The following is a 23651-nucleotide window of genomic DNA, read 5'->3' as shown; positions in this document are numbered from 1 at the left end:
CGCGGCCACACCTACGCCCCCACCGTCTGGTGAACACAACGACAAGAGCCGTATAACCGGGAGACTGTTGCGTACGGTTCTGTGAGGGCCCGGGGGTGAAATCCCCCCCCTGGGGGGGCTACTCGGCATCTACGACCGGGTACCGATGAGCAACCCGAGACACATCTCGTCGGCGGTTCCGTCGCCCCATACGACGTAGCGGGGTGGAAGTGGTTGAAGCTGGGGGAGCATCTTGCGTAGCTGGGTGTCGTGGGTGCAGGTGACTCGGACCACGTCTCCCTTCTTGATCTTTGCCGGGATGGCTAGCGGCCGGATGGCCTGGTCGTCGAAGTTGTCCTGCACGGCGTCGTGGCACAGACTGCCGAGCGCGTGGTGAACGTCGCTACCATCGCCGTGGTGCCGTTCATCGCGGGCATCGTCGCCCGATTACTCGCGCCCAACTACCTCACCCTGCCGGGCCGCCGCTTGCAGATCAGCCTGACGGCGATCGTCGCCACCGAAGCAGCTGCCGTGACGGGCCGCCGGCGGTGACAAGTAGCGTCGGCACCCCGGACCACACGGGGGTGCCGACGCACTCATCGGATTTGGATACCCGTTGCGATCGAGCGAGCCCAGTGTCGGGGAGGGCCGCAGCTACCTGGGCCAGTAGTCCCCACCACGCAGCCGGTCGCGGGGGCGGGTGGTAACCCCGCCCGCGCCCGCTGCTACCCGCAGCGCAGTTCGTCGGCCGTGATGGTGCCGTTGACCTGGGCGATCCGGTGGTCGTAGCAGGTGCCGTGCGGGCCCGTCAGGCGGTACCGCTGCGCGGACTCACCAACGGCGTGTCGCTCTGAGCGTGGCACGCCGAGCGTCCAGGACGCTGAACCGGTGAACGTGTTCGCCAGCCGGCTCCAGGGCGCCTGCCCGGTGTCGGCGGTGGTCTCGTCGGCGTAGTCGCCGAGCGTCATGCGCGTGGTGAGCCGGTCGTCCGGCGCGAAGGCGATAGAGGTAGATCCGTGGAAGCACTCGGACCTGCTCTGGGCGCTGCGCGGAGCGGGAAACGGCAACTTCGGGATCGTCACCTCACTCACCTACAAGGTGGCTCCGTTGAAGAGTGTCGCCTACCTGCAGGCGACGTGGGAGGGCCTCGACGACCTGTACGGGGTCTTCGACACCTGGCAGCGCACCGCACCGTTCGCCGACAACCGCCTCGGAACCCAACTCGAGATCCACAAGTCCCAGATCCTGCTGTTCGGGGTTCTCGCGGAAGGATCGGAGGCGGAGGCGAAGAAGCTGCTGGAGCCGGTCCTCTCGGTGGGCAACCCCGAGGTCACGGTGCAGACCGGGGGCTGGGGCGACACCTATGCCGGATTCCAGATACCGACCGCGGACGAGCCCGCGAACTGGAAGTTCTTCTCCCAGTTCACCAGCGAGCCGTTCCCGAAGAAGGCGATCAGCGTGATCCGCGCCTTCATGGAGGACGCCCCCTCGGAGGACAGCAACTTCTTCACCCAGGCCTTCGGCACGGGAGCTCAAACGAGCGAACCCTTCGGCGGCACGGCGTTCCGGCATCGCGACGCGCTGTTCTACTCCGAGCCCGGCGTCGGCTGGGGCACTCGTGGAGAGCCAGACAGCGGCGACGCCATCACCCCGATCGCCCAGGCCTGGATCGCCGAGTTCAGCCAGGAACTGCGGCCCTACGTGAACGGCGCCTACGTCAACGTGCCGAACATCGGAATGGCGGAATGGGAAACCGCCTACTGGGGGCGCAACTTCGACCGACTGCGCAAGATCAAGGCGAAGTACGACCCCCACAACGTCTTCCAGTACGAGCAGAGCATCCCACCCGCAACACACTGACTTGCAGCTCGCCTCGGGAAACCCGATCCTGGTTGAGACACGAGCGCGCGTGACCCACGTCAGCCCGCAGACACGCTGTCACCACCGGCAAGGCATCGACGGCTGAAAGGCCAACTCGACCTGCGGCGGGCCGCCGCCACCGCGATCCGGGGGGTGCGCCGAACGGCCATCACACCGTCGACGAGGCGGCGTCGTATTGTCGGCTCGACGGCTCAACGCCCTGCACCAACCAGCCCGGGGCACGGTGTCACCGCAGTGGGCGCCCGGGCGCCGCGAGGAGGCCGCACACGTGGAACGCATCGCGGCCGGCTACGACCGCACCTGCTGCCTGTCCGAGGTCGACATCTTGGCCGACCTGTCCCCGACGGAGATGGACACGATCGCGGCCATCGCACCGATGAAGACCTGGTGACCTCGCCGACCGCGGGCTCATCCGCCTCGGCCGGCGGAAAGATCACCCTCCTCGACCCAGCCGGCATCTCCACCGAAGCCGGCTTGGCAGTCATCTTTTCCGCAGGCGGTCCCGGCGCGGTGCGTTGGCCTGCCAGGGCCAGCGGCCGTCGAGTTCCAGCTGCAGCGAGAAGCTCAGGAAGGTCCGGACCAGCACGATCAGGGCCAGTACGCCGACGCTGGTGAAGGTGGGCGAGACCGCCACCGTACGGATGATGTCGCCGCCGACCAGGAACTCCAGGCCGAGCAGGATGGCCCGCCCGACGCCCTGCCGGTACGGCCGGTAGACGTCGATGAGCCGACGGGTCCGCCACCAGCCGAGCACGAAGACGACCGTGGCAATGGTGACGCCGACCGCAATGACCAGTACCCCGGCGAGGTCGAGCAGCACGCCGATCGTCCCGATGACCTCCTTGGTCGACACCCCGAACCCCCGTACCCGGCTCTCCGCGGAACCCACCATCTCGCATACCTGGCTACGGCCGGGCCGGTTTCCGCAGTTCCGGGCGGGACGAACCGGGAAGAGACCAATGAGATCGAGCCGGCACGCGGCGAACTCCAAGCGGCCATGGCGGCACCCAAAGCGGGACAAAGCGGAAGCATGTCGGCCTAGTGCTGGTTAGGCTGTCGCAGGAGGTGGGCCATCATGTTGACAGACGCACCGGTGCAGGCGGCCATTCCAGCGAGCGACATGGAGCGGGCCAAGCGCTTCTATCGCGACACCCTGGGCCTGACCATCTCACGGGAGGCCGAGGACGCCGTCCATTTCGAGTCTGGTGGAACGCAGTTCTTCATCTATCCCACCTCCAACGCCGGGCAGGCGCCCCACACGTTGGCGGCCTGGTTGGTCGCCGACCTCGACGCCGAAATGGCGGACCTCCGGGGGCGCGGCGTGACGTTCGAAGAATACGAGCTCCCTGGTCTCAAGACGGTCAACTGTGTCGCAGAGTTTCCGACGATGCGCGGCGCCTGGTTCAAGGACAGCGAAGGCAACATTCTCGGCATGACCCAGCCCCGCGAAGGGTAATCCCCGTAGTCGCCATCCCGCTCAAGCACGGTCGCCGGTACCCGGTGCAGACGCTGGTCGCGAATCGGCCAGAGAGCGAGGCTCACCACTTGGCCCACGGCACGGTCCAATCGCCCAGACCGTCCATGAGCTCCATCTGCCGTGGCGTGCCTCGCGCGTCCCGGACGAGCCGATGCTTGCCAAGGTCGCCCACGGCCAAGGGCTGCGGCGAGTGGGTGCAGGAAGTCGTTTGCGGCCCACGACCACGGATCGATGGCCGCTCGCGCCGAACACTCATCTCGGTGGTGACGGGGCTTCGAGTGGCTTTCCCCGGGCTCGTGCCGAGTCGGTGGCGGCGATCCCGGTCAGGACCAGGGCTGCGGTGAGGGAGACCAGCAGGGGTGGGAGGAGGACCATCGCGGGGCCTGCCAGGAGGAGGATGAGAACCCCGATCAGCCGGGGACGGGAGACGCGGGCGAACACCACGTACTCGAAGTGGGCGCGGCCGGCGACGAACAGTGCGGGACCGCCGAGGATGACCGCGGCCCAGGCTGGCATGGTGTGGCCGAGCGGCTCGGGAATGACCAGTTCGTAGCCGACGGCGGTGACGATGATGCCGAGGATCATGACCCAGTGGGTGAAGGCAGCTACCCGGCCGAGATGGATGGGGTTTTTCGACGCGGCGATGGCGTCGGCGAGGATCTGCCCGGCTCGGTAGAAGTAAATCCGCCACAGCAGGACCGTGGTGGCGAAACCGATCACGAACGCCGCTGTCGACGCGACGTTGTACAGCCCCCTGGTGTAGGCCAGGGCGACGGCCAGGACGGATTCGCCGAGGGCGATCAGGAGGAACTGCCGGTAGCGGTCGGCCAGGTGTTCGCCGGCGGCGGCCCACACGGTGACACGCCGCGTGCCGAGCTTCGGCAGGGGCCAGCCGAGCCGTGCCGCGAGGTAGTCCGCGGCCGCGGCGGCAAGCCACAGCAGTACCCGGGTCTCGTCGTGGGTGAGTGCGCCGGCAGTCCACATGATGCCCGTCAGGGTGAACCAGACGAGTTCGCGGACGAATATGCCCTGGAGTTCGTGGCCGCGCAGCATGGTCGTGAAGACGACGGACCGGCCGATCTGGATGATGACGTACGGCAGGGCGAAAGCCAAGCCGCCAGCGCCGAACGCGGTAGGCAGCGCGGCCGACATGATCAGCACGCCGAACATGGGCAGGATGACCATGGCCTGCACGGGCAGCCGGCGCGGGTCGAACCGGGCCGTCGTCCAGGCGGCCAGGGTCCACAGCCAGGTCAGCGGCATCAGCAGCAACAGCGTCTTGCCCATGGTCGGGGCAGCGGTCCACCGGTCGGCGACACCAGGTTGGCTCAGTTGTTCGGCCATCCGCAGGGCGATCCGCTGGATCACGAAAAGAAAGGCCAGGTCGAAGAAGAGCTCCAGGAAGGTCGCCTGTTGGGGGCTTCCGGGTTTGCGGAGCAGGTCGGCCTGACCGCCTACCATCATCGCCAACCCCGCTTCGCTGATCCGTCAAGCGGTCTCACCATGCCACGCCGCCTCGCCAGCACGTGACTGATCGCGGCGATCCGACCGGGTCACGTGAATCGCGCTATTGCGGTGAAGAGACCGGCGCTAGGCCGTTGCCCACCAGGCGGCGCCAACGCGGGCTGAACCTTGAGTCGGCCAACCTGGTCAGTCGGACTGAGCCCGTCAGGCCAGCAGGACCTACCTACGTCTACGACCCAGGCGTCCAGGCGTGGAGTGCCCTGCCGAACCTGAGCGTCGCCCGGGAGGCGCGCCGACAACCCGAAGCCGCACGCCGGCGCGGCCGTGACCGTACTCGACGGCAAGATCTACATCGTCGACGGCTGCTCGGCCGGGTCCGACTGCGGCTGGACGGACGTGCAGGTCTACGACCCGGCGGCGAACTCCTGGAGTTCGGGCACGGCGTATCCGGAGCGGATCTCCTGACTCGGCTGCGGCGCCATCGGAGACAAGCTGTACTGCGCGGGCGGGTACCCGGCACCAAGCACGCCCACAGCTACGAGCAGGCATCCCGCAGCTGGACTCCCGTCGCCGACCTGCCGATCGACCTGTGGGCGATGGGTTACTCGGTGGCAGCCGGCAAGCTCCTCGTGTCCGGCGGCGTGACCAACCGCTCCACCACGCTCACCAACCAGGGCTTCGCCCACGACCCGGGTTCCGATACCTGGACCGCGCTGCCCAACTCCAACAGCACTCTCTTCCGCGGCGGCTCCGCCTGCGGCTTCTACAAGATCGGAGGTTCCACCGGAAACCGCTACGCTACGAAGAACTCGGAGCTGCTGCCCGGCTATGACCAGTGCGCCGACACGACCGATATCCCCTGGCTCTCAGTGGACAGGACGGAGGTGACGATCCAGCCGGGCGAGAGCGTGGAGGTCAACGTGAATTTCAACGCGAACATCGCCGAGATCGCCCGGCCGGGTACGTTCACCGCGCAGCTTTCGATCGGCGCGAAGACCCCGTACGGGGCGATCCCCTCGGTGCCGGTGACGCTCGTGGTGGACGCGCCCAAGACCTGGGGAAAGATCAGCGGGACGGTTACCGGGGCCGGCTGCACTGGCACGTCGGCCCCGCTGGCCGGAGCGACCGTGCAGATCACCTCGAAGACGGCGAGCTGCACGCTGAAGACCGACCGGAATGGTCAGTACGCGTTCTGGCTTGACGCCAAAGAGAGCCCGCTCACGGTGATCGCGGCCAAGGACGGCTGGGTGCCGCAGACCCAATCGGTCAAGATTACCGCGGGTAAGGCGACCACGATCGGCTTCTCTCTCAAACCCGACCACACCTGCACCTGATCCGACGCTCAGTGCGGGCCGAGCCTGGCCCGTCCCGCACGGACAGGCCACGGCCCCGCCATCAATACGATGGCGGGGCCGCGACCCTTCTCGGCCGAACCCGGACGGCGGCAGGCGCGGATGAGCAGTCGGCCTCGACGACTCACCGGGCGGATGGGCGGCTTTGACCTGGGCGGCGACGCTGTCGGCGACGGAGGGCGTCGACCTGGCTGCGCTGCGAACGACGGCCGGGTACGCGAGCGTGTCGACGACGATGAACGTGTACGTGCATGCGACCCGCCGGCACCACGAGCCGGCGCGGTGGATCGTCGGGGACTTCCTCGGCGTCGGCGCGTAACCACGGGGGCACCGGTCGGGTAGCGAGGTTTACCCGACAGTGAGCAGGCGGCTGGCCGGTTGGCCCGCCGCCCGCTCGGACGGGTCAGTCGCCAACGATTTGGTGGTGCAAGGCCTCGGCGAGGACCCTCCCCTCGGCTTGGGCCGGCGGGGCGATGCCGAGCAGGGCGGCGATCGTCGGCGCAACGTCGACATGCCGTGCCTGCAGGGGCGGCACGGTTCGGCGCACTCCGCGACCGGCGAGGAGAAGAGCGGCCTGCATCTCGCCGGTGCGGCCGTGGTAACCGCGCGGGCCGTCCGGGTCGTCCAAGGCGAACGACCAGCCGGCGACGGGCTCGGCCACGAGGTCACCTAGTAGCGGGCTGGCGTGGAAGGCGTCAAGGCCGGCCCGGTTGTAGACCCGCTGCACGTGTGGCACCGATTCGAGTGCGGCCTTGGCCCGGGAAACGCCGTCGACCGTTCGGGCTGCGCCCAACAGATGCACACTGGCGACGCCGCCGACGACCATCGCCACGTCTGTTTCCGGGAGAGGAGCGGAGCCGGGGGAGACGAACTCGGGCGTGAACCCTGCGCTGCTCAAGGCGGTAAGTGCGAGCCGGCCGAATCCACGGGTGAAGGTGGTCATGCCATGGTCGCCCAGCACCACGAACGCGGTCTCGCCGTAGATACCGACGTCCTTCGTCGCTTGCACCAGTCTGCCCAGATGGGAGTCGAGCGTCGCAAGCACTCCAGGCATGTTCGCCGACTCTGCACCCTCCTGATGACCTCGCGCATCCAGCTCATCGCAGTACACGGCAAGAAGCGTGGGCGGCTCCTCGACGGTCACCATCTGGGAGCCCGACCGCACCGGACGGCCGTTCAAGATATCGATCGCCAGGTCGATTCGGGTGGAGCTAGGACCGCCGGGCTGCAGGTAGAGGCCACGGGGGTCGCCGTACACGGTCCCGTGGTTCTGGACAATGAAGAACTGCACTGACGCGACTGTCCCGCCGGCGGCGGTGACTGCCTCGGCGATGCTCTCAGCCTCGAGCGTGCGGGATTGGCTCACCGCCCGCCCCGTAGAGGGGTCGAGGAAGTACGGGGTGTTCAGGTGAGTCTGTGGCCACGCGCCGGTCGCCACCGTCGCCCACGAGGTGTTGGTAATTGACGGGAAGCAACCGGTCGTCGTGCCGAGGCTGCCGCGCCGGGCCAACTCGCTGAGGTGCGGCGTCTCGACGAGGTCCAGGTAGGCCGGATCGAAGCCGTCCCAGGCAAGCAGCACGACATGCTTGGCGCGTGGTCCGGTGCCGGCCCAGGCCTGTCCCGGAGTCATCGCCACAGCGGCCGAACCGAGTCCGGCGGCGAGAAGGGAGCGGCGGCTCACTGGGCGGGCAGCGGCGGATTGGAAGATCGGTTGGTTCATACGTCCGAGATTCAAGGGCCGTGATGAACTTCTCTCGTCGTCGAGGAGGCAGTCGGCTGTCGACCGCGCGACCAGGCTCTGCCGCAGTCGGTCACGTCTTGCTGGCCCTGCTGGCAAGAGCGAATGCCGGCAGCGAACGCTCACTGAGACGAACTCTTCATGGGCAGAATCGGGCCATTGTGAAGGGCGGGCCGGGAGGCGCGGTGGGCCGCCATACCGGATTGACCTGGATCGCCAGGGACGGTGCATGCCAGGCATCCCCTAGCTGCTGGAGTGGGCCGAACTCGCGGCGAGGGCGATTGATGTTGGCACCAGCGAGGAAGTCGATCAACATGTCGTTGGCGTCTACCCGGCCGATGACCCTTGCGTGGAAGGTTGGTACCTCGACCACCGGGATCTTGATCGCCTGGCCGGGTGGGGCCTCGGTTGCGGTCGTCGTGGGCAGGAAGGCGATAACGCGTACGTCCGGGATCGGGCACAGAATCTGGTAGCGGTAGAAGGGCGCATTATCAAGCAGCGAACGGATGAACGGCTCATCGGGCGTGCTGGGGCCTCGGTTGCCGATGGTCGTCACGTGGAACATCACCCGCAGCAGCCATCCGGTGGCCAGCCCCCAACCGGTACTGGCCTCCGGCGGAGGATAATACGCCCGCCCGACGCGGATCAGCGGGCTGAACATCGCCAGGGCCCGCGCCGGAGAGTCGGGCCGGTTCCGCAGATGGGTGCGGGCCACCATCACCCCCTCGCTCTGCGCGATCAGGGCGATCGGCCGGCCGGTCCGCCGGTGTACTGCCTCGACCTGTGCGGCGAGCAACTGCGAGCTGGACTCCAACGACCGGTGGGTGGCCTCCGGTCGGTACGGCAGCGGACGACCACCCGAGTCCAGGCCGAGGTACGAGAACAGCTCCATGTTCGGATCCGCCGCGGGCCGGCCGTCGTACGCAGAGTCGTGTCCGGCCAGCAGGATCACCGCGTAGGGCACCTGCGGCGGCAGCGGCCGGTTGAAGATCGGCGGCATGAACGTGTTGGCCTGGTTGGGGGGCTGGGAGAGCACCTGCGACATCAGCGGGACGGCCAGGGCCAGCACCACAACGATCGGCACGACCGGCACCCGCAGCCAACGTACCCGTTTCTGCAGGACGGCCGCGCGCACCGATTGCTGCCACAGCAGGCCGTTGAGCGCGCCGGTGGCTGCGGCGACGAGTGGCGTCCACACATCCGGGGTGCGCCACACCAGCCCGCCGCCAAGGGTGATCACTGCGAAGTCGAGTAGCGACCAGCCGACCAGTTCGGCCGACGGCAGTCCGCGCCACAGGCGTCGGCCCACCGACATCCGCTGCAGGAATGGGGCGAGCAACAGCATCGGAATCAGCGAGGCGAACAGGAACCAGGACAGCGAGAGCACCGACGCCGCGACGGAGTACGCGGCGAACGGCAGGACGAGGACCGCCCCGAACGCCGCTACCCCGACGTTGCGCAGTACAAGCGCGCGGTACGGCGGCCGTGGCGTGCGCGTCGGCCAGGCCAGGCTGACTATCGTCGCGGACAGCACCCCACGCAGCGCGATCAGGCCGAGCAGGCCGGAGCCGAACATCAGCCAGGAGTTGTGGTAGACCAGCAGCCAGCGCATGTCGTGGTAGGAGTCGTACGGCCAGACGGCCGTGATCTGCGGCGCCAGTCCCTTTGCCGGGGTGAACCCGATCAGCAGCAGTATGAGGACCTCAGCCAGCGGAAGCGCCGCGGTGATCCCGAGCAGCGCCAACAGCCGGTGCGTTGGTCGCACGAGTCCTCCTTTGGTGCGCGCGGCTCTGCGCCGACTCGCGTTTGGCGTTCGCACTGGGCTAAACGACCAATCGGTCCGTCAGTTCCCCCCACGCAGCGATCGCGTCAGCAGTCGCTGACGCTGCCGGCCGGTCGCAGTCGGAGGACTCGGTCTGGCGACGGGCCGGTGGGGTTGCTGGGCGGGCCGGCAGAACCGCGGGCGAGGTACGGCTAGCCGCCGCAGCGAGCGGAGACGACCAGGCCGCCGGGTACCTGACCGTCATCGGAATGCCAGGTGGTGAGCAGCACCTCGGCGCTGTGCCGGGCTGGTTCACCATCATCCGTGGCGAGCAGGCCGTTCGTTCTACGCCGCGTTGGGCAGCGCGCAGCGACCCAGCCCGCCCGGAGGTCTGCCTGGACCGATGCCGCCGCGCCGTCGCCTGGTGGCGCTCAAGCCTGGAGGGCACCCGATGACGTCCCCACCGACCGTGACGGCACGCCGCTGGGTGATCATCACTGATTTCCCGCTCTGGCCGAGCCCGTACTTTGCTCACCTTCACCGGCATGCACCACAGGCTCTGCCGTTGACCTTCTGTCCGGACATGGCCGGCGTGAGCGCGATGGAGTCGCCCGGCGTGCTGAACCTGCATCGGCTCAAGCGGTTTTGCCACGAAGACCGGGCCATGCTCACAGGCCGTTACATTAACGTTAACGGCCTGGCCTCCCGGCCGTGGTTAGCTGTCGCGAGATCCGGGACGAGAGCACCGGTCAGGTGCGTCCCCGGCTCGTGCCGTCGTCGCCGAGCCTTCCGTGCCGCTTCCCTAATGGAGAGACACTATGCGAACCAAGACAATGGTGGCGACCGCCCTGTGCGCAGTGCTGCTGTCGGCGCTGCCCGTGGCCCCCGCTTCCGCGGCGACCGCCGCCTCGGCCTGCCATGAGGCGCCGATCAACCCGGTGAGCACCGGGGCGGTGTTCAACAACCCGGCAGCCGGTGACCCGACCGCGGTCGTACGCCAGATCTGCGGTCTTGTCCAGCAGGCACCTGCGGGTTCCCGGATCCGGATCGCCCACTTCGTCATCTCCGGCGCCGCCGGTCTCGACTTCGCCGGCGAGCTGGTCGCCGCCCGCCGGCGGGGCGTCGACGTTCAGGTCGTGCTCGACGGGTGGCAGGTGGCCAACCCGGCGGTGGGGATGCTGCGCGACGAGCTCGGCACCGACCGGTCGCGGGGATCGTGGCTGCACGTCTGCAGCAACCTTTCCCCGGAGGGGAACACCGCCGCCTGCATCGGCACCAAGGGCAACCACAACAAGTTCTACCTGTTCTCCGAGACCGGCGGCCGGTCCGACGTCGTCGTGCAGTCCTCGGCGAACTTCACCGACGTCAACTCGGCCACCTACTGGAACAACGCGATGACGCTGGTCGGCAACCGCCACCTGTACGCCGCCTACAATCGGTACTTCGAGGATCTGGCGGCCGAGCGGCGCGACGACGACTACTACCGCACGGTCGCCACCGGCATGTCGGGTGGCTCGGTCACCGCGTTCTTCTACCCCCGCGCCGAGGGCGACCCGATCGTGGAGCAGCTGGCCGGCATCGGTTGCGGCGCGGGTGCGACCATCCGGATCGGCATGTCGGAGTGGGACAGCTACCGGATCGGGATCGCAGAGCGGATCGCGGAGCTGGCCGACCAGGGCTGCCAGGTCCGGATCGTGCACGGCCTGATGGACGACGAGGTCTACGGCCTGCTCTCGGCCCACCCGAACATCTCCCTGCGCGAGCTCAACGGCGCGACCCTGCCCGGCCGCATCCACTCCAAGTACCTGCTGCTGGAGAGCGGGGAGGGCGGGCACTGGGTGATCACGGGTAGCCCGAACTTCAACCGGACCTCGCTGCGCCGCAACGACGAGGCGATGGTTAAGACCAACATCAAGTCGGTGTGCGAGCAGTACCGGGCCAGCTTCGAGGCGATGTACGCCGTCGCCGGCTAATATTTCAGCCGCACTTTCAGGTTTGGAGTCTGCGCTGGTAGTGGCAGCCAGTTCGGTGGGGTCGGTGATGCTGCGGCGGGGGCCTTTGACGCCGTCGCCGCTGCGGCGCTTCCACGCCGGATCCGGGTTCGGGTGGCGAGGGTGTCGGCGTGGGAGCTTCCGGTCTCGGTGGGATCTTCTGGTTGCAGGCAGGCGACGGCGAGGACGTAGCCGACGTGGCGTCGTTACAGCGCGGCGGGGAACCTGCTGTCCTTGCTGTGGGCCTCGTCGGCGGTGACCCACTTGGCTGGCAGCCCGGTGTCCAGCGCCCGGGTCAGCATGGTCAGGCCCTGCGCGGGTGTGGTCGCGAACGCCACCTGCTCGCCGATCCCGGCTTCGCTGCGCCGTGCTGGGTCGTCGCACCAGCGTTGCGGCAGGTAGAGTTCCCGGTCGATCAGGGCGCGTCCTTTGCTGCTGGCGTAGGCGAGGAACACCCCGAGCTGGCAGTTCTCGATTCGTCCGGCGGTGCCGGAGTACTGCCGTTGCACGCCGGCGGACTTGACGCCTTTCTTCAGAAAGCCGGTCTCGTCCACGATCAGGACGCCAACAGTCTCGCCAAGGTGCTCACGCATGTAGTCGCGGACCGCGTCGGCCTCCCACTGGTAGTCGTTGAGCAGCCGCTGCATCCCGTCCGGCGTGGTATCCCCGGCGGCCTCGGCGATGGTCCAGCGGTTCTTGCCCGCCAGCGGCGACAGCAGTCCGAGTAGGTAACCCCTGGCTCGGCGGCGCGGTTCCACGCGTCCGAACCGGCGCGCGATGCGCGCCATCACGTCAGACCCGCCACCCAGCCCACCACAAGATCCACGGACACCAGTCCGAAAGGTCGACGTCGTGGCGGCGCCGGCACCAATGCCTTGCCCGAACCAGCCACTACCAGCGCAGACTCCGAACCTGAAAGTGCGGCTGGAGTGCTAGGTGCCGGGGGAGTGCCGATCTCGCCCGGGGTCCGGGGCCGGTCTCTCCGCCGGCCCCTGACCCCGGGCTCCCGGCCGCCGTTCAGGGCCTAGGACTGAACGCTCTCCAGGCGGCCCGACGGGCGGACGAATCCGACACCCGGCCACGAGTCGGGCTGATTTTTAACGCACCGTCCCCGATGGTGTCATGGACCGTGACCGCACACCCCGCCGGTCGTCTCGAGCAGCCTTTTTCGACTCTTGACACCCCTGTGCGACGCCCGTAACCTACGGGCAATCTCAACGTTAACGCGCTCTGTCGGTAAGAGCTACATTAACGTTAATGGTGACGAGCGGAGTTAGTGTGACCCAGGCACCTGAAACCGTTGACATCGGTGAGCAGATCCGCCGGGCCAATCTGGCCTCGGATGTGCGACTGTCCCGATTCAACCCGCTGCCGAGAATCCTCTGTTACGACGACTTCAACACCGGCACCCACGGCTGGACCGAACTCATCGGCAACCACGACCATAAGGGTGACCTGTCGGTGGTCGACGACCACATGCGCGACTTCCGCCCGCCGCAGTTGAGCGCGTGCAACTTCTTCGACATCGGCACGCACGGCGCCATGTCAGGCACATACGCGCTGAAGGTGGCCACCAAGCCGCTGACCGGCCACACCGGTGTGGCCATCCGTCGGCTCACCATGGCCGGTCGCGGGAAGGTTCAGTTCGAGACCTACTTCTCCTACAACGCCGAGGCGGCGTCGGCCGAGAATCGGGCCGACGAGCAGGCGGGCAGCGCCGGGTGGGACGCCAACTTCCACCCGTCGGAGACCCAGTTCGGCGCGCTGACCGTCGCCACCGACATCTGCGACGGCACCCGGTACCACACCGTCATGCGCTACCTGAACACCGACCTGGACAACAACCTGAAGCGGCAGTGGGTCTACCCCACGGTCCCCGAGCCGACCCCTCGGGAGCATTTCGAGGGCAAGCTCAAGCTTCCGCGAATGGCCGACTTCACCGCCCCGAACCCGGACGACTGGAGCCCGGTCGGCGAGCCGCAGGAACTGTGCTACAACGAGGTGCCGACAAAGGTCAACTGGCACTACCTGCGCTGGGTGATCGACACCAGCACCCGAAAGAATGTCGAACTTCAGGTCAATGACCGGGTCATGAATTTGTCCGACATTCCCGTTCCGCCATACAGCGAGACGTATGGATCACTCAACAATCTGCTGAACTTCTACGTGAGTGTGCGCACGCACACCAATGTCCGCAATTTCGTGTACCTCGACTCCGTCGTTATCTCGACGGATTGGTAGGCCAATTCCATGCACAATTCTATGACCGCGGTCCTCGAGCGCGACGGCATTACCGGACCGCACTACACCACCGAACCGTACGAAGTGGCCTGGGCCCGCGAGGCCCGCTGGTTCCTGCGGGTGCTCGACCTGCCGGCGGGTGTGCGGGGGTTCGACTGCACCGTCCAGGTCTCTCCCGACGGGCTGTACTGGTGCGACCTCGACGAGCCGGCGACGACCGTCGACGCGACCGGGGTGTTCAGCTGGGTCACCCGTGAGTTCGGCGGCTGGCTGCGGCTGCGCGTCACCGTCCACGGCGATGCGGCCGACACCCAGGTTCCCACCCTCATCTATCTCGCGTTGAAGGCCTGACGACGCCCTCCGCGTCGCCGACGGCCCACCCCTTGAGGAGAAGGCGATGGACAACCACACCACCACCATCAACCGCCGGCGCTTCCTGACCATCGCCGGCATCGGAGCGGCGAGCGCCTTCCTGGCATCCTGCGGGGTGGCCGGCGGCGACGCGGAGAAGGCGAAGGCGGCCCTCCAGGTCTGTTTCGCGCAGCCGATCACCGACCTGGACCCGCTCAGCGCCAACACCACCGTCGATGAGCCGGCGCTCATGGCGCGCCGGCTCATCTTCGACACCCTGGTGCGCCGCCAGGGCGACACGTACGCCCCGGCGCTGGCCAGGTCCTGGACCCGGCCGGACCCGCAGACCTGGGTCTTCGAGCTTCGCGACGACGTGACGTTCCACGACGGCACCAAGCTGACCGCGGACGACGTGGTCGCCTCGATCAAGAAGGCGACCAGCAAGACCACCAACCTTTCCGCCCTTTGGGCGTCGGTGAAGTCGGCCGAGGCGACCGGCCCGACCACGGTCACTGTCCGCACCGACGGGCCGCTGGGCACCCTGCTGGTCAACCTCACCCTGCTGTTCATCCCGCCGGGAAACCGGCTCGACGACCCGGAGTTCTTCCGCAAGCCGGTCGGCAGCGGGCCCTTCCGGGTGGACTCCTTCGCCCCGTCGTCCAAGCTCAGGCTGGTCAAGGCCGACAAGTACTGGGGCGAGGCCGCGAAGAGCCCGGCGATCGACCTGCCGTACATCCCGGAGACCTCCACGGCGATCACCTCGCTGCTGACCGGCGACGTGGACGCGTTCTGGCCGGTGCCGCCGGACCAGGTGCGCGACGTGGCCGGCAAGAGCGGCGTCAAGGTCGAGCGGGTGCCCAGCTACGTGTACTTCCTCAACTGGTTCAACTGCTCCCGCAAGCCCTTCACCGACTCCCGGGTTCGCCGGGCGATGTGGCACGCCGTGGACATGGGCAACATCATCCGCGACCTGTACGGGGAGTCGGCGACGGTGATGGACGCGCCCATCCCGGCCGCCGTCTTCGGCGCCGCGCCGCAGCAGCCGTACGCCTACGACCCGGACCGGGCCCGGCAACTGCTCGCCGAGGCCGGCCTGGCCGGCGGGTTCACCACCTCGATGATGTGGTTCGCGACCAGCGGACCGCTGATCTCCCAGCTCGCCCAGTCGATGATCGCCAGCTGGGCCAAGGTGGGCATCAAGGTCGAGGCCCAGCAGGTCGAGAAGGCGACCTGGCTGGAGCGGCTCAACAAGCTCGACTGGGACATGGACCTGCAGACGAACACCGTCACCACCGGCGACGCCGACTTCACCCTGGGTCGGCTCTACACCTCCAAGGCCAACCGGATGGGCTACCGCAACCCGGCCCTGGACGAACTGCTGGCCAAGGCGCGCGGCTCGTCGGACCAGGCGGAGCGGAAGGCCCTGTACGCGCAGGCGTGCAAAACGATCTGGGACGATGCCGTCGGGATCTTCCCGGCGACCATCACCACCGCGTACGCGGTGCGGGACACGGTGCGGGGCTTCACGCCGGTACCCAGCAACCAACCAGATCTGTCCACAGTGCTGATGGGAGGCTGAGCGGTCCCCCGCAAGCCGCTCGACGTCACCATGAATTCACCTCGACGCGTCACGCTGCAAGACATCGCCACCTCGGTCGGGCTGTCGGTCAACACCGTCTCCCGCGCGCTCGCCGGCAAGAGCGCGGTGAGCGAGGCGACCCGGGCGATGATCAAGGCCGAGGCCGACCGGCTCGGCTACGTCCCGAACACCATGGCCCGGTCACTGGTCCTCGGCCAGGCCATGACCATCGGGGTGGTCATCACCAACCCGTCGAACCCGTTCTATTCCCGCATGATCAGCGCCGTCGAGCAGCGTGGCAGCGTGCTGGGCTACTCGATGCTGCTGGTGGTCTCCGAGGAGAACCACACCAACGAGCTGCGGGCCGTGGACTCGATGCGCCGCTGGGGCGTCGACGGCGCCCTCGTCGTACCGGTGCAGCCGGAGGTCGAGCACTGGCGGCGGTTGATGGCCGCCGGCACGGAGATGGTGCTGGTCAACCGGGACCTGCCCGAACTCGACTGCGACCTGGTCGGAATCGACTACGAGCGGAGCGCCTACGAGGCCACCCTGCACCTGCTCGACACCGGCGTCGAGCAGGTCTACCTCCTGGAGGAGGACCTGCAGATCTCCACGGTGCGCGCCCGGGTGGACGGGTTCCATCGGGCGCTGGCGGAACGGGGGGTGCCGCCGGAGTCGGTGCGCGAGCTGCGCGTACCGACCCGGCGGCGCGCCGCCAACACACTGCCGTGGGAGCCGGCCGAGGCGTACGAGCTGGCCCAGCACCTGGCCGCCGACGTCCCGCCGCGCTCGGGCATCCTGGTCGGCAACGACTCCTTCGCCCTCGGCGTCTACCGCGCCTTCAGCGAGGCGGGGCGGGTGATCGGCGACGAGGTGGCCGTCGTCGGCTTCGGCGACCATCCCTTCGCCGCGTACCTCGCCCCGGGCCTGACCAGCGTCCGACTCCCCGCCGAACAGGTCGGCGCCGCCGCCGTCGACCAGCTCGTCGCCCGGATCGGCCGGCGCGGGTCCGCAGCGCCCCGGGCCCGGATCAGTTTTCCGGGCGACCTGGTCGTCCGCGGCTCCTCCACCCACCGGCAGCCCGCTGCCGCCGACCCCGGGAGCAGCTGATGCTCAGGTTCGTCCTGAAACGCCTCGCGCAGGCTCTGCTGATCATTCTGGCCTCGCTGACCGTGGTCTTCCTCGTGGTCCGGGTGGCCCCCGGCGACCCCGCCGCGCTGATCCTCGGCGCGTCGGCCAGCCCGAGCGACCTGGCCGACCTGCGCCGGGAACTCGGGCTCGACGAGCCACTGCTGAGCCAGTACGCCACCTTCCTGCACGGCGTCTGGCAGGGCGACTTCGGGCGCTCCTGGCGGCTCGGCGGCGACGCCCTCGCCAACGTGCTGGACCGGCTGCCGGCCACCCTCCAGTTGTCCGCCTGCGCGCTGCTGGTCACCCTCGCGGTCGGCTTCCCCCTCGGCGTCGTCAGCGCGCGCCGGGCGGGCTCCTGGATCGACCGGCTGATCTCCGTGCCGACGCTGCTCGGCCAGGCGCTGCCGTCGTTCTGGGTCGGCGTGATGCTGATCCTGATCTTCTCCCGCACCCTGGGCGTGCTGCCGGCGACTGCCGACGGCACCGTCGCCTCCCTGGTGCTGCCGTCGGTGACGCTGGCGCTGCCGTTCCTCGGCTGGCTCGCCCGGCTGGTCCGCAACGGCGTCCTAGAGGAACTGGGCAAGGACTACGTCCGCACCGCCCGGTCCAAGGGCGTGGACGGCCGGGTGGTCTTCTACCGGCACGTCGTCCGCAACATGATGATCCCGGTGGTGACCCTGCTCGGGCTCCTGGTCGGCAACTTCATCGCCAACGCCGTCATCATCGAGGTCGTCTTCGCCTGGCCCGGCATCGGCTCGCTGATGATCGACTCGATCACCAACCGGGACTACTCCGTGGTCCAGGCGGCCATCATGACGATCACCGTCGCGTACGTCCTGCTGAACCTGCTGGTCGACTTCCTCTACGTCAAGCTGGACCCGCGGCTGAATCCGGAGCACATGTCATGACCGTCAATCCCGCGTCCCCGGCGCAGGCCCCCGAGCGGGCCACCGCCGACCCCGGAACCCCGGCCGGCCCCGGAACACCCACCCCCGAGGCGAACTCGGCCGTACCGGCCCCGGCCCGCCGCCGGATGCCACCCCGCGCCTGGGTCGCCCTGGGCTTCCTCGCCCTCGTCGTGCTGGGCGCCGCGGTCGGCCCGCTGCTGCTGCCGTACTCGGCCACCGAGACTGATCTGCCCAACCGGCTGCTGCCGCCGGGAGCGCGGCTTTCGGACGGGGGCGTCGCGCTGCTCGGCACCGACCAACTCGGCCGCGACCTGCTCGCCCAGATCCTCGCCGGCAGCCGGGTCTCCGTGATCGTCGGCCTGGCCACCGTGCTGATCGGCGGCTTCGCCGGCCTGGTCCTGGGGCTGCTGGCCGGGTACTTCGGCGGCTGGATCGACACCCTGATCTCCCGCCTCGGCGACGCCCAGCTCGCATTCCCCAGCGTGCTGCTGGCCATCCTCATCGCCGGCGTGCTCGGGCCCAGCCTGACCAATATCATCATCGCCCTGGCGGTGACCCGGTGGGTGATCTTCGCCCGGGTGGTCCGGGCGTCCGCGCTCACCGTCCAGGGCCTGGAGTACGTCGAGTCCGCCCGGGTCGTGGGCGCCGGTCACGTGCGGATCCTCGTCCGCTACATCCTCCCGTCCTGCTGGGCGCCGCTGCTGGTGGCCGGCACCGCCCAGATCGGGCTCGCCATGGTGGCCGAGGCGTCGCTGAGCTTCCTCGGCCTCGGCGTCCCGGTCACCCAGGCGTCCTGGGGCGCGACCATCTCCGACGGTCGTGACTATCTCTCCTCGGCGTGGTGGATCTCGACCCTGCCCGGCGTGGCCCTCGCCCTGGTGGTCGTGGTGGTGGGCCTGGTCAGCGACGCCTACCGCGACCACACCGACCCGAGGGCGGCACTGTGACAGACACCCGGCCGCCGCACGGCGGCACCCCCACCCCGACCGACGGCGCACCACTGATCAGCCTCACCGACCTGCGCCTGACCCTCGGCCGCGGCGCTGGCGCGGTGGACCTGGTCCGTGGCGTCAGCCTCGACGTGCCGCAGGGCACGACGGTGGCGGTCGTCGGCGAGTCCGGCAGCGGCAAGAGCCTCACCGCGCTGTCCATGATGGGCCTGCTCCCGCCCGGCGTCACCGTCGGCGGCGGCGACATCGTCTTCGACGGCACACCCGTGGCCCGGCTGACCGAACGCGAATGGCAGCCGCTGCGCGGCCGGCAGCTCGGCATGATCTTTCAGGACCCGCTGTCGGCGTTGAACCCCTGCATCCGGGTCGGCGACCAGATCGCCGAGATGTTCCGGCTCCGGGCCGGGCTGGGCCGGCGGGAGGCCCGCGACCGGGCCGTGGAGTCGATGGTCGAGGTCGGCATCCCCGACGCCGAACGGCGTGCCCGCTCGTACCCGCACGAGTTCTCCGGCGGCATGCGGCAACGTGTCATGATCGCCATGGCGCTGTCGCTGCAACCGCGGCTGCTCATCGCCGACGAGCCCACCACGGCGCTGGACGTCACCGTGCAGGCGCAGATCATGCGGCTGCTGATCGCCCGCAAGCAGGCCCGCGGGCTCACCATGATCCTGATCAGCCACGACCTCGGCGTGGTGTCGCGTTCCGCCGACTCGGTGGTCGTCATGTACGCCGGCCGGGTCGTCGAGTCCGGGCCGAGCCGCGAGGTCCTCACCCGGCCCGCCCACCCGTACACCGTCGGGCTGATGCGCTCGGTGCCCGACCGCCGGCGGCCGGGCGCGGCCCTGGAGGCCATCCCCGGCCAGCCGCCGGACCCCCGCACCGTGCCGTCGGGGTGTGCCTTCCATCCCCGGTGTCCGATGGCTCGGGACCGGTGCCGGACCGAGGTGCCCGCGCTGCGACCCGTCGGTCCGGCCCGGGCCAGCGCGTGTCACTTCGCCGACGAGGTCGTCGGGGGCGGCGCGAACCTGCCCGAGACCAACGACGCCAGCGAGGTGAGCGGACATGTCTGAGTCCACCCCGGTCCTGCGGGTCAAGGACCTGCACGTCGACTACCGGCTCACCGGCGGGCTGTTCTCCCGGGGCCGGCGGGTACGGGCCGTCGCCGGGGTGGACCTCGTCGTCCCGGCCGGCAGTACGGTCGGGATCGTGGGCGAGTCCGGCTGCGGCAAGTCCACCCTGGCCCGAACCATCGTGGGACTGCTCCCGCCGGCCAGCGGCCAGGTGCTGCTTGGCGACGTGGACCTGGCCACGGCCTCCCGGGCCACCCGCCGCCGACTGCGCCCCGACGTGCAGATGGTCTTCCAGGACCCGTACGCGTCGTTGAACCCCTGGATGACGGTCCGCGACCTGATCAGCGAGCCCTGGCAGATCCACCCCGGGATCGTGCCGCGCGAGCGGTGGGACGCCGAGGTCGACCGGCTGCTCGAACTGGTCGGACTGCGGTCCAGCCAACGGGGGCTACGACCGCACCAGTTCTCCGGCGGCCAGCGGCAGCGCATCTGCATCGCCCGTTCCCTCGCCGTGCGACCGAAGGTGATCGTCTGCGACGAGGCCGTCTCCGCGCTCGACGTGTCGATCCGGGCGCAGATCCTCAACCTGCTGCGCGACGTGCAGGCCGAGACCGGGGTGTCGTACGTCTTCGTCTCGCACGACCTGGGCGTGGTGCGGCACATCGCCGACAGCGTCGCGGTCATGTACCTGGGCCGCTTCGTCGAGCAGGGCCGCACCGACGAGGTGTTCGGCGCCCCGGCCCACCCGTACACCCAGGCGCTGCTGTCGGCCGCCCCGGCGGTGGACGACTGGCGACACGACCGGCCCGAGGAGATCGTGCTCGGCGGTGAGGTGCCCTCACCGCTCGCGCCGCCCAGCGGCTGCCGGTTCCGGACCCGCTGCTTCAAGGCGCGGGACAGCTGCGCCCAGATCGAGCCGGAACTCACCGACTGGGCGGCCGGACACCAGGTCGCCTGCCACTTCGCCGAGGCCGACGCGCGGTACGGAATCGTCGGATGACCCCCACACCACCACACGGAGGAGGACGCGTGCCCGAGACGATGCGAGCGGTGGTCTGTCACGGACCGGAGGACTACCGGCTGGAGGAGGTGCCCGTCCCAGTGCCCGGCCCCGGCGAGGCGCTGGTCCGGGTCGAGGCCGTCGGCATCTGCGCCAGTGACCTGAAGTGCTACCACGGCGCGACCAAGTTCTGGGGCGACGAGACCCGCCCGGCGTGGGCGCAGACGGAGGTCGTCCCGGGCCACGAGTTCGTCGGCGAGATCGTCCGACTGGACGACGCCGCCCGCGCCCGGTGGGGCGTCGAGGTCGGTGACCGAGTGGTCTCCGAGCAGATCGTGCCCTGCTGGGAGTGCCGGTACTGCCGGCGCGGCCAGTACTGGATGTGCGCCCCGCACGACATCTATGGCTTCAAGCGCCGTACCCCGGGGGCGATGGCGTCCTTCATGGTGTTCCCGGCCGGCGCCCTGGTGCACAAGGTCTCCCGCGACCTTCCGCCAGCGCACGCCGCGTTCGCCGAGCCGCTGTCCTGCGCGCTGCACGCCGTGGAACGCGGCGGCATCACCTTCGACGACGTGGTGGTGGTCGCCGGATGCGGGCCGATCGGCCTGGGCATGGTGGCCGGGGCGCGGGCGAAGTCACCGGCGCACGTGGTGGCCCTGGACATGTCCGACGAGCGGCTCGAGCTCGCCACCGCGTGCGGCGCCGACATCACCGTGAACATCGCCCGGCAGGGCCCGCTGGAGGTGGTCCGCGCGCTGACCGAGGGGTACGGCGCCGACGTCTACCTGGAGGGCAGTGGTCATCCGGCGGCCGTGCTCCAGGGCCTGAACCTGCTGCGCAAGCTCGGCACCTACGTTGAGTACGGTGTCTTCGGCTCGGACGTCACGGTCGACTGGAGCATCATCAGCGACGACAAGGAACTGGACGTGCGCGGCGCTCACCTCGGCCCGCACTGCTGGCCGGCGGCGATCCGGATGCTGGAGTCCGGCGTGCTGCCGATGGACCGGATCTGCACCCACCAGCTCCCGCTCGCCGACTTCCAGCAGGGGCTCGACCTGGTCGCCGACGGCACCCGGTCGGTCAAGGTGTCCCTCCTTCCCGGGCAGTAGGTGCGGTCCGTGAGCGACTACCTGATCGGCATCGACCTCGGCACCGCCAGCAGCAAGGGAGTCCTCGCCCGGCCGGACGGCACCATCGTGGCAACCGCCACCCGGCCGCACACCGTCTCCTACCCCCGCCCTGGCTGGGCCGAGGTGGACGCCGAGGCGGTCTGGTGGGCCGACGTGGTGGCGATCAGCCGCGAGTTGACCGCCGCCGCGGCGGGCGGACGCGTCGCCGGGGTCTGCGTCAGCGGCGTCGGCCCCTGCCTGCTGCTCTGCGACGAACAGGTCCGGCCGGTGCGACCGGCCATCCTGTACGGCATCGACATGCGCGCCACCGCCGAGATCGCCGAGCTGACCGAGCGGTACGGCGCCGAGGACATTGTCACCCGGGGCGGCTCGGCCCTGTCGTCGCAGGCGGTCGGCCCGAAGATGCTCTGGGCCCGCAGGCACGAGCCCGAGGCTTGGGCGCGGGCCACCCGCTGGTACAACTCCAGTTCCTTCGTGGTGGCCCGGCTCACCGGCGAGTACGTGCTCGACCAGCACAGCGCCAGCCAGTGCGACCCGCTGTACGACATCGCGGCCCGCTGCTGGAGCCCGGACCGGATCGCCGACATCGCCCCTGAGCTGCGCTTCCCGGAACTACTCTGGCCGGCGCAGGTGGCCGGCACGATCCACGCGGCGGCCGCCGCCGAGACCGGACTGCCGGAGGGCACCCCGGTCTGCGCCGGCACGGTGGACGCCTGGGCGGAGGCGTTCAGCGCCGGCGTCCGCAACCCCGGTGACCTGATGCTGATGTACGGCTCCACGATGTTCTTCGTCCAGGTGCTGTCGCAGCCCCGGACGCATCCGTTGCTCTGGACCACCTCGGGCGTCGAACCCGACTCGTACACGCTGGCCGCCGGCATGTCCACCTCCGGCCTGCTCACCGAGTGGATGCAGCGCCTGACCGGGGGAGTGCCCTTCGAGGAGCTGATCGCCGAGGCCGAGGCAACCCCGCCGGGCGCCGACGGGCTGATCCTGCTGCCGTACTTCGCCGGGGAACGGACCCCGATCTTCGACCCGTCCGCCCGGGGCGTGGTGGCCGGGCTGAGCCTGCGCCATGGCCGGGGCCACCTGTTCCGCGCGGTGTACGAGGGCATCGGCTACGGCGTCCGGCAGATCATCGACCTGCTCGACACGGCGGGCGGCGCGGCTGGCCGGATCGTCGCGGTCGGCGGGGGCGCGCGGGCCGGGCTGTGGACCCAGGTGGTCAGCGACATCACCGGCCGGGAGCAGATCCTGCCGGCCCAGACCATCGGCGCCAGCTACGGCGATGCCCTGCTCGCCGCGATCGGCACCGGCCTCGTCTCGGCGGAAACCGACTGGTCGCGGATGGCGCGGACGGTGGCGCCGGACGGGAGCAGGTCGGAGCTGTACGACCGGCTGTTCGGGAACTTCCAGTCGCTGTACCGGACGACCCGGGAAGTGGTGCACGAGCTGGCCGCCGTGCAGCAGGGGGAGTGAGGCCAGGGCCGGGAACGGGCGCGGAGCAGCCGCGGCCGGAACCGGTGGCGTACACCTCGGCCACCAGTCGCTCGGGTGTTGCGCGCCACCGTGACGGCGCCGTGCAACTCGCCGTTGGACTGCCTCGCGTCGGCGAGCGGCAGCACGTCGTCGGAGGTCTCCGCCGCCGTC

23 protein-coding genes and 2 pseudogenes are annotated in these 23651 nt (G+C 69.4%); 18 read left to right on the top strand and 7 right to left on the bottom strand.

Annotation, left to right across the window (positions count from 1 at the left end):
* Nucleotides 1-129 precede the first annotated feature (129 nt).
* Nucleotides 130-342, bottom strand: coding sequence for a hypothetical protein (locus AB0I41_RS08000; protein WP_357103284.1), 213 nt, complete (start codon nt 340-342; stop codon nt 130-132).
* Between the two features lie 6 nt (nt 343-348).
* Between AB0I41_RS08000 and AB0I41_RS07995 the strand changes: the two genes are divergently transcribed.
* A complete protein-coding gene (locus tag AB0I41_RS07995) occupies nt 349-531 on the top strand; it encodes a hypothetical protein (protein WP_357103281.1) in 183 nt (60 codons plus the stop codon).
* Between the two features lie 173 nt (nt 532-704).
* Here the strand turns inward: AB0I41_RS07995 and AB0I41_RS07990 are convergent, their stop codons facing one another.
* Complete coding sequence (locus AB0I41_RS07990) at nt 705-947, bottom strand: hypothetical protein (protein ID WP_357103278.1); 243 nt, start codon at nt 945-947, stop codon at nt 705-707.
* Between the two features lie 7 nt (nt 948-954).
* Here AB0I41_RS07990 and AB0I41_RS07985 point away from each other — a divergent pair, with 7 nt between their 5' ends.
* Both AB0I41_RS07985 and AB0I41_RS07980 read left to right on the top strand, forming a co-directional pair.
* Nucleotides 955-1839, top strand: coding sequence for a BBE domain-containing protein (locus AB0I41_RS07985; RefSeq protein WP_357103276.1), 885 nt, complete (start codon nt 955-957; stop codon nt 1837-1839).
* 289 nt (nt 1840-2128) lie between these two features.
* Nucleotides 2129-2251 (top strand): hypothetical protein, encoded by a 123-nt coding sequence (locus AB0I41_RS07980; protein WP_357103273.1) that lies wholly within the window; start codon nt 2129-2131, stop codon nt 2249-2251.
* Nucleotides 2252-2341: 90 nt separating this feature from the next.
* Here the strand turns inward: AB0I41_RS07980 and AB0I41_RS07975 are convergent, their stop codons facing one another.
* Nucleotides 2342-2752, bottom strand: coding sequence for a DUF1622 domain-containing protein (locus AB0I41_RS07975; RefSeq protein ID WP_357103270.1), 411 nt, complete (start codon nt 2750-2752; stop codon nt 2342-2344).
* Nucleotides 2753-2935: 183 nt separating this feature from the next.
* Here AB0I41_RS07975 and AB0I41_RS07970 point away from each other — a divergent pair, with 183 nt between their 5' ends.
* Nucleotides 2936-3316, top strand: coding sequence for a VOC family protein (locus AB0I41_RS07970; protein ID WP_357103267.1), 381 nt, complete (start codon nt 2936-2938; stop codon nt 3314-3316).
* A gap of 273 nt (nt 3317-3589) precedes the next feature.
* Here the strand turns inward: AB0I41_RS07970 and AB0I41_RS07965 are convergent, their stop codons facing one another.
* Entirely contained in the window at nt 3590-4801 is a 1212-nt protein-coding gene (locus tag AB0I41_RS07965) for a low temperature requirement protein A (protein ID WP_357103505.1), read from the bottom strand.
* Nucleotides 4802-5119: 318 nt separating this feature from the next.
* Between AB0I41_RS07965 and AB0I41_RS07960 the strand changes: the two are divergent.
* The 3 genes and pseudogenes from AB0I41_RS07960 to AB0I41_RS07950 form a co-directional block, all read left to right on the top strand.
* Nucleotides 5120-5266 (top strand): annotated as a pseudogene (locus tag AB0I41_RS07960) (kelch repeat-containing protein); the annotation flags it as partial.
* 143 nt (nt 5267-5409) lie between these two features.
* Complete coding sequence (locus AB0I41_RS07955; protein WP_357103264.1) at nt 5410-6135, top strand: carboxypeptidase regulatory-like domain-containing protein; 726 nt, start codon at nt 5410-5412, stop codon at nt 6133-6135.
* Between the two features lie 163 nt (nt 6136-6298).
* The gene (locus AB0I41_RS07950; RefSeq protein ID WP_357103261.1) at nt 6299-6472 is read left to right on the top strand and encodes a hypothetical protein; all 174 of its coding nucleotides are present in this window, start codon (nt 6299-6301) and stop codon (nt 6470-6472) included.
* Nucleotides 6473-6556: 84 nt separating this feature from the next.
* Here the strand turns inward: AB0I41_RS07950 and AB0I41_RS07945 are convergent, their stop codons facing one another.
* Nucleotides 6557-7873 carry an alkaline phosphatase family protein gene (locus tag AB0I41_RS07945; RefSeq protein ID WP_357103258.1) on the bottom strand — a complete coding sequence of 439 codons (1317 nt, stop codon included), beginning with the start codon at nt 7871-7873 and terminating at the stop codon, nt 6557-6559.
* Between the two features lie 157 nt (nt 7874-8030).
* On the bottom strand, nt 8031-9656 hold the full coding sequence (locus AB0I41_RS07940) for a hypothetical protein (protein ID WP_357103255.1): 1626 nt from the start codon (nt 9654-9656) through the stop codon (nt 8031-8033).
* A gap of 815 nt (nt 9657-10471) precedes the next feature.
* On the opposite strand from AB0I41_RS07940, the gene AB0I41_RS07935 reads away from it, so the two are divergent.
* Complete coding sequence (locus AB0I41_RS07935) at nt 10472-11626, top strand: phospholipase D-like domain-containing protein (RefSeq protein WP_357103252.1); 1155 nt, start codon at nt 10472-10474, stop codon at nt 11624-11626.
* A gap of 251 nt (nt 11627-11877) precedes the next feature.
* Here AB0I41_RS07935 and AB0I41_RS07930 read toward each other — a convergent pair.
* Nucleotides 11878-12432: pseudogene (locus tag AB0I41_RS07930) on the bottom strand (IS701 family transposase); the annotation flags it as partial.
* A 469-nt stretch (nt 12433-12901) separates the two neighbouring features.
* Between AB0I41_RS07930 and AB0I41_RS07925 the strand changes: the two are divergent.
* From AB0I41_RS07925 to AB0I41_RS07880, 10 genes are read left to right on the top strand one after another with little or no spacing between them, the layout of a single operon-like run.
* Nucleotides 12902-13885, top strand: coding sequence for a DUF6772 family protein (locus AB0I41_RS07925; protein WP_357103249.1), 984 nt, complete (start codon nt 12902-12904; stop codon nt 13883-13885).
* A gap of 21 nt (nt 13886-13906) precedes the next feature.
* Nucleotides 13907-14236 carry a hypothetical protein gene (locus AB0I41_RS07920; protein WP_357103246.1) on the top strand — a complete coding sequence of 110 codons (330 nt, stop codon included), beginning with the start codon at nt 13907-13909 and terminating at the stop codon, nt 14234-14236.
* Between the two features lie 46 nt (nt 14237-14282).
* A complete protein-coding gene (locus AB0I41_RS07915) occupies nt 14283-15815 on the top strand; it encodes an ABC transporter substrate-binding protein (protein ID WP_357103243.1) in 1533 nt (510 codons plus the stop codon).
* A gap of 30 nt (nt 15816-15845) precedes the next feature.
* Nucleotides 15846-16925, top strand: a complete 1080-nt coding sequence (locus AB0I41_RS07910) for a LacI family DNA-binding transcriptional regulator (RefSeq protein WP_357103240.1) — start codon at nt 15846-15848, stop codon at nt 16923-16925.
* Complete coding sequence (locus AB0I41_RS07905) at nt 16925-17854, top strand: ABC transporter permease (RefSeq protein WP_357103237.1); 930 nt, start codon at nt 16925-16927, stop codon at nt 17852-17854. Before AB0I41_RS07910 ends, AB0I41_RS07905 begins: the two co-directional genes overlap by 1 nt.
* Complete coding sequence (locus AB0I41_RS07900; protein ID WP_357103234.1) at nt 17851-18801, top strand: ABC transporter permease; 951 nt, start codon at nt 17851-17853, stop codon at nt 18799-18801. Before AB0I41_RS07905 ends, AB0I41_RS07900 begins: the two co-directional genes overlap by 4 nt.
* Complete coding sequence (locus tag AB0I41_RS07895) at nt 18798-19874, top strand: ABC transporter ATP-binding protein (protein WP_357103231.1); 1077 nt, start codon at nt 18798-18800, stop codon at nt 19872-19874. The genes AB0I41_RS07900 and AB0I41_RS07895 overlap by 4 nt, the downstream gene beginning before the upstream one ends.
* Nucleotides 19867-20874 carry an oligopeptide/dipeptide ABC transporter ATP-binding protein gene (locus AB0I41_RS07890; protein WP_357103228.1) on the top strand — a complete coding sequence of 336 codons (1008 nt, stop codon included), beginning with the start codon at nt 19867-19869 and terminating at the stop codon, nt 20872-20874. Before AB0I41_RS07895 ends, AB0I41_RS07890 begins: the two co-directional genes overlap by 8 nt.
* Nucleotides 20871-21983, top strand: a complete 1113-nt coding sequence (locus tag AB0I41_RS07885) for an alcohol dehydrogenase catalytic domain-containing protein (protein WP_357103225.1) — start codon at nt 20871-20873, stop codon at nt 21981-21983. Before AB0I41_RS07890 ends, AB0I41_RS07885 begins: the two co-directional genes overlap by 4 nt.
* 9 nt (nt 21984-21992) lie before the next feature.
* Nucleotides 21993-23480: an FGGY-family carbohydrate kinase gene (locus AB0I41_RS07880; protein WP_357103222.1), complete on the top strand. Its 1488-nt coding sequence runs from the start codon at nt 21993-21995 to the stop codon at nt 23478-23480.
* Nucleotides 23481-23651: the final 171 nt, after the last annotated feature.

This window comes from Micromonospora sp. NPDC050200, from assembly GCF_040656135.1.
Classification (GTDB): domain Bacteria; phylum Actinomycetota; class Actinomycetes; order Mycobacteriales; family Micromonosporaceae; genus Micromonospora.
Note: the sequence above shows the minus strand (reverse complement) of the source record. Positions and strands in the feature narration are given on the sequence as shown.

Coding starts and splice junctions, on each gene's coding strand:
- AB0I41_RS07900 (WP_357103234.1), top strand. CDS start 17,851: ATGACCGTCAATCCCGCGTCCCCGGCGCAGGCCCCCGAGCGGGCCACC.
- AB0I41_RS07970 (WP_357103267.1), top strand. CDS start 2,936: ATGTTGACAGACGCACCGGTGCAGGCGGCCATTCCAGCGAGCGACATG.
- AB0I41_RS07935 (WP_357103252.1), top strand. CDS start 10,472: ATGCGAACCAAGACAATGGTGGCGACCGCCCTGTGCGCAGTGCTGCTG.
- AB0I41_RS07945 (WP_357103258.1), bottom strand. CDS start 7,873: ATGAACCAACCGATCTTCCAATCCGCCGCTGCCCGCCCAGTGAGCCGC.
- AB0I41_RS07910 (WP_357103240.1), top strand. CDS start 15,846: ATGAATTCACCTCGACGCGTCACGCTGCAAGACATCGCCACCTCGGTC.
- AB0I41_RS07905 (WP_357103237.1), top strand. CDS start 16,925: ATGCTCAGGTTCGTCCTGAAACGCCTCGCGCAGGCTCTGCTGATCATT.
- AB0I41_RS07990 (WP_357103278.1), bottom strand. CDS start 947: ATGACGCTCGGCGACTACGCCGACGAGACCACCGCCGACACCGGGCAG.
- AB0I41_RS07920 (WP_357103246.1), top strand. CDS start 13,907: ATGACCGCGGTCCTCGAGCGCGACGGCATTACCGGACCGCACTACACC.
- AB0I41_RS07975 (WP_357103270.1), bottom strand. CDS start 2,752: ATGGTGGGTTCCGCGGAGAGCCGGGTACGGGGGTTCGGGGTGTCGACC.
- AB0I41_RS07915 (WP_357103243.1), top strand. CDS start 14,283: ATGGACAACCACACCACCACCATCAACCGCCGGCGCTTCCTGACCATC.
- AB0I41_RS07890 (WP_357103228.1), top strand. CDS start 19,867: ATGTCTGAGTCCACCCCGGTCCTGCGGGTCAAGGACCTGCACGTCGAC.
- AB0I41_RS07885 (WP_357103225.1), top strand. CDS start 20,871: ATGACCCCCACACCACCACACGGAGGAGGACGCGTGCCCGAGACGATG.
- AB0I41_RS07925 (WP_357103249.1), top strand. CDS start 12,902: ATGGTGACGAGCGGAGTTAGTGTGACCCAGGCACCTGAAACCGTTGAC.
- AB0I41_RS07965 (WP_357103505.1), bottom strand. CDS start 4,801: ATGATGGTAGGCGGTCAGGCCGACCTGCTCCGCAAACCCGGAAGCCCC.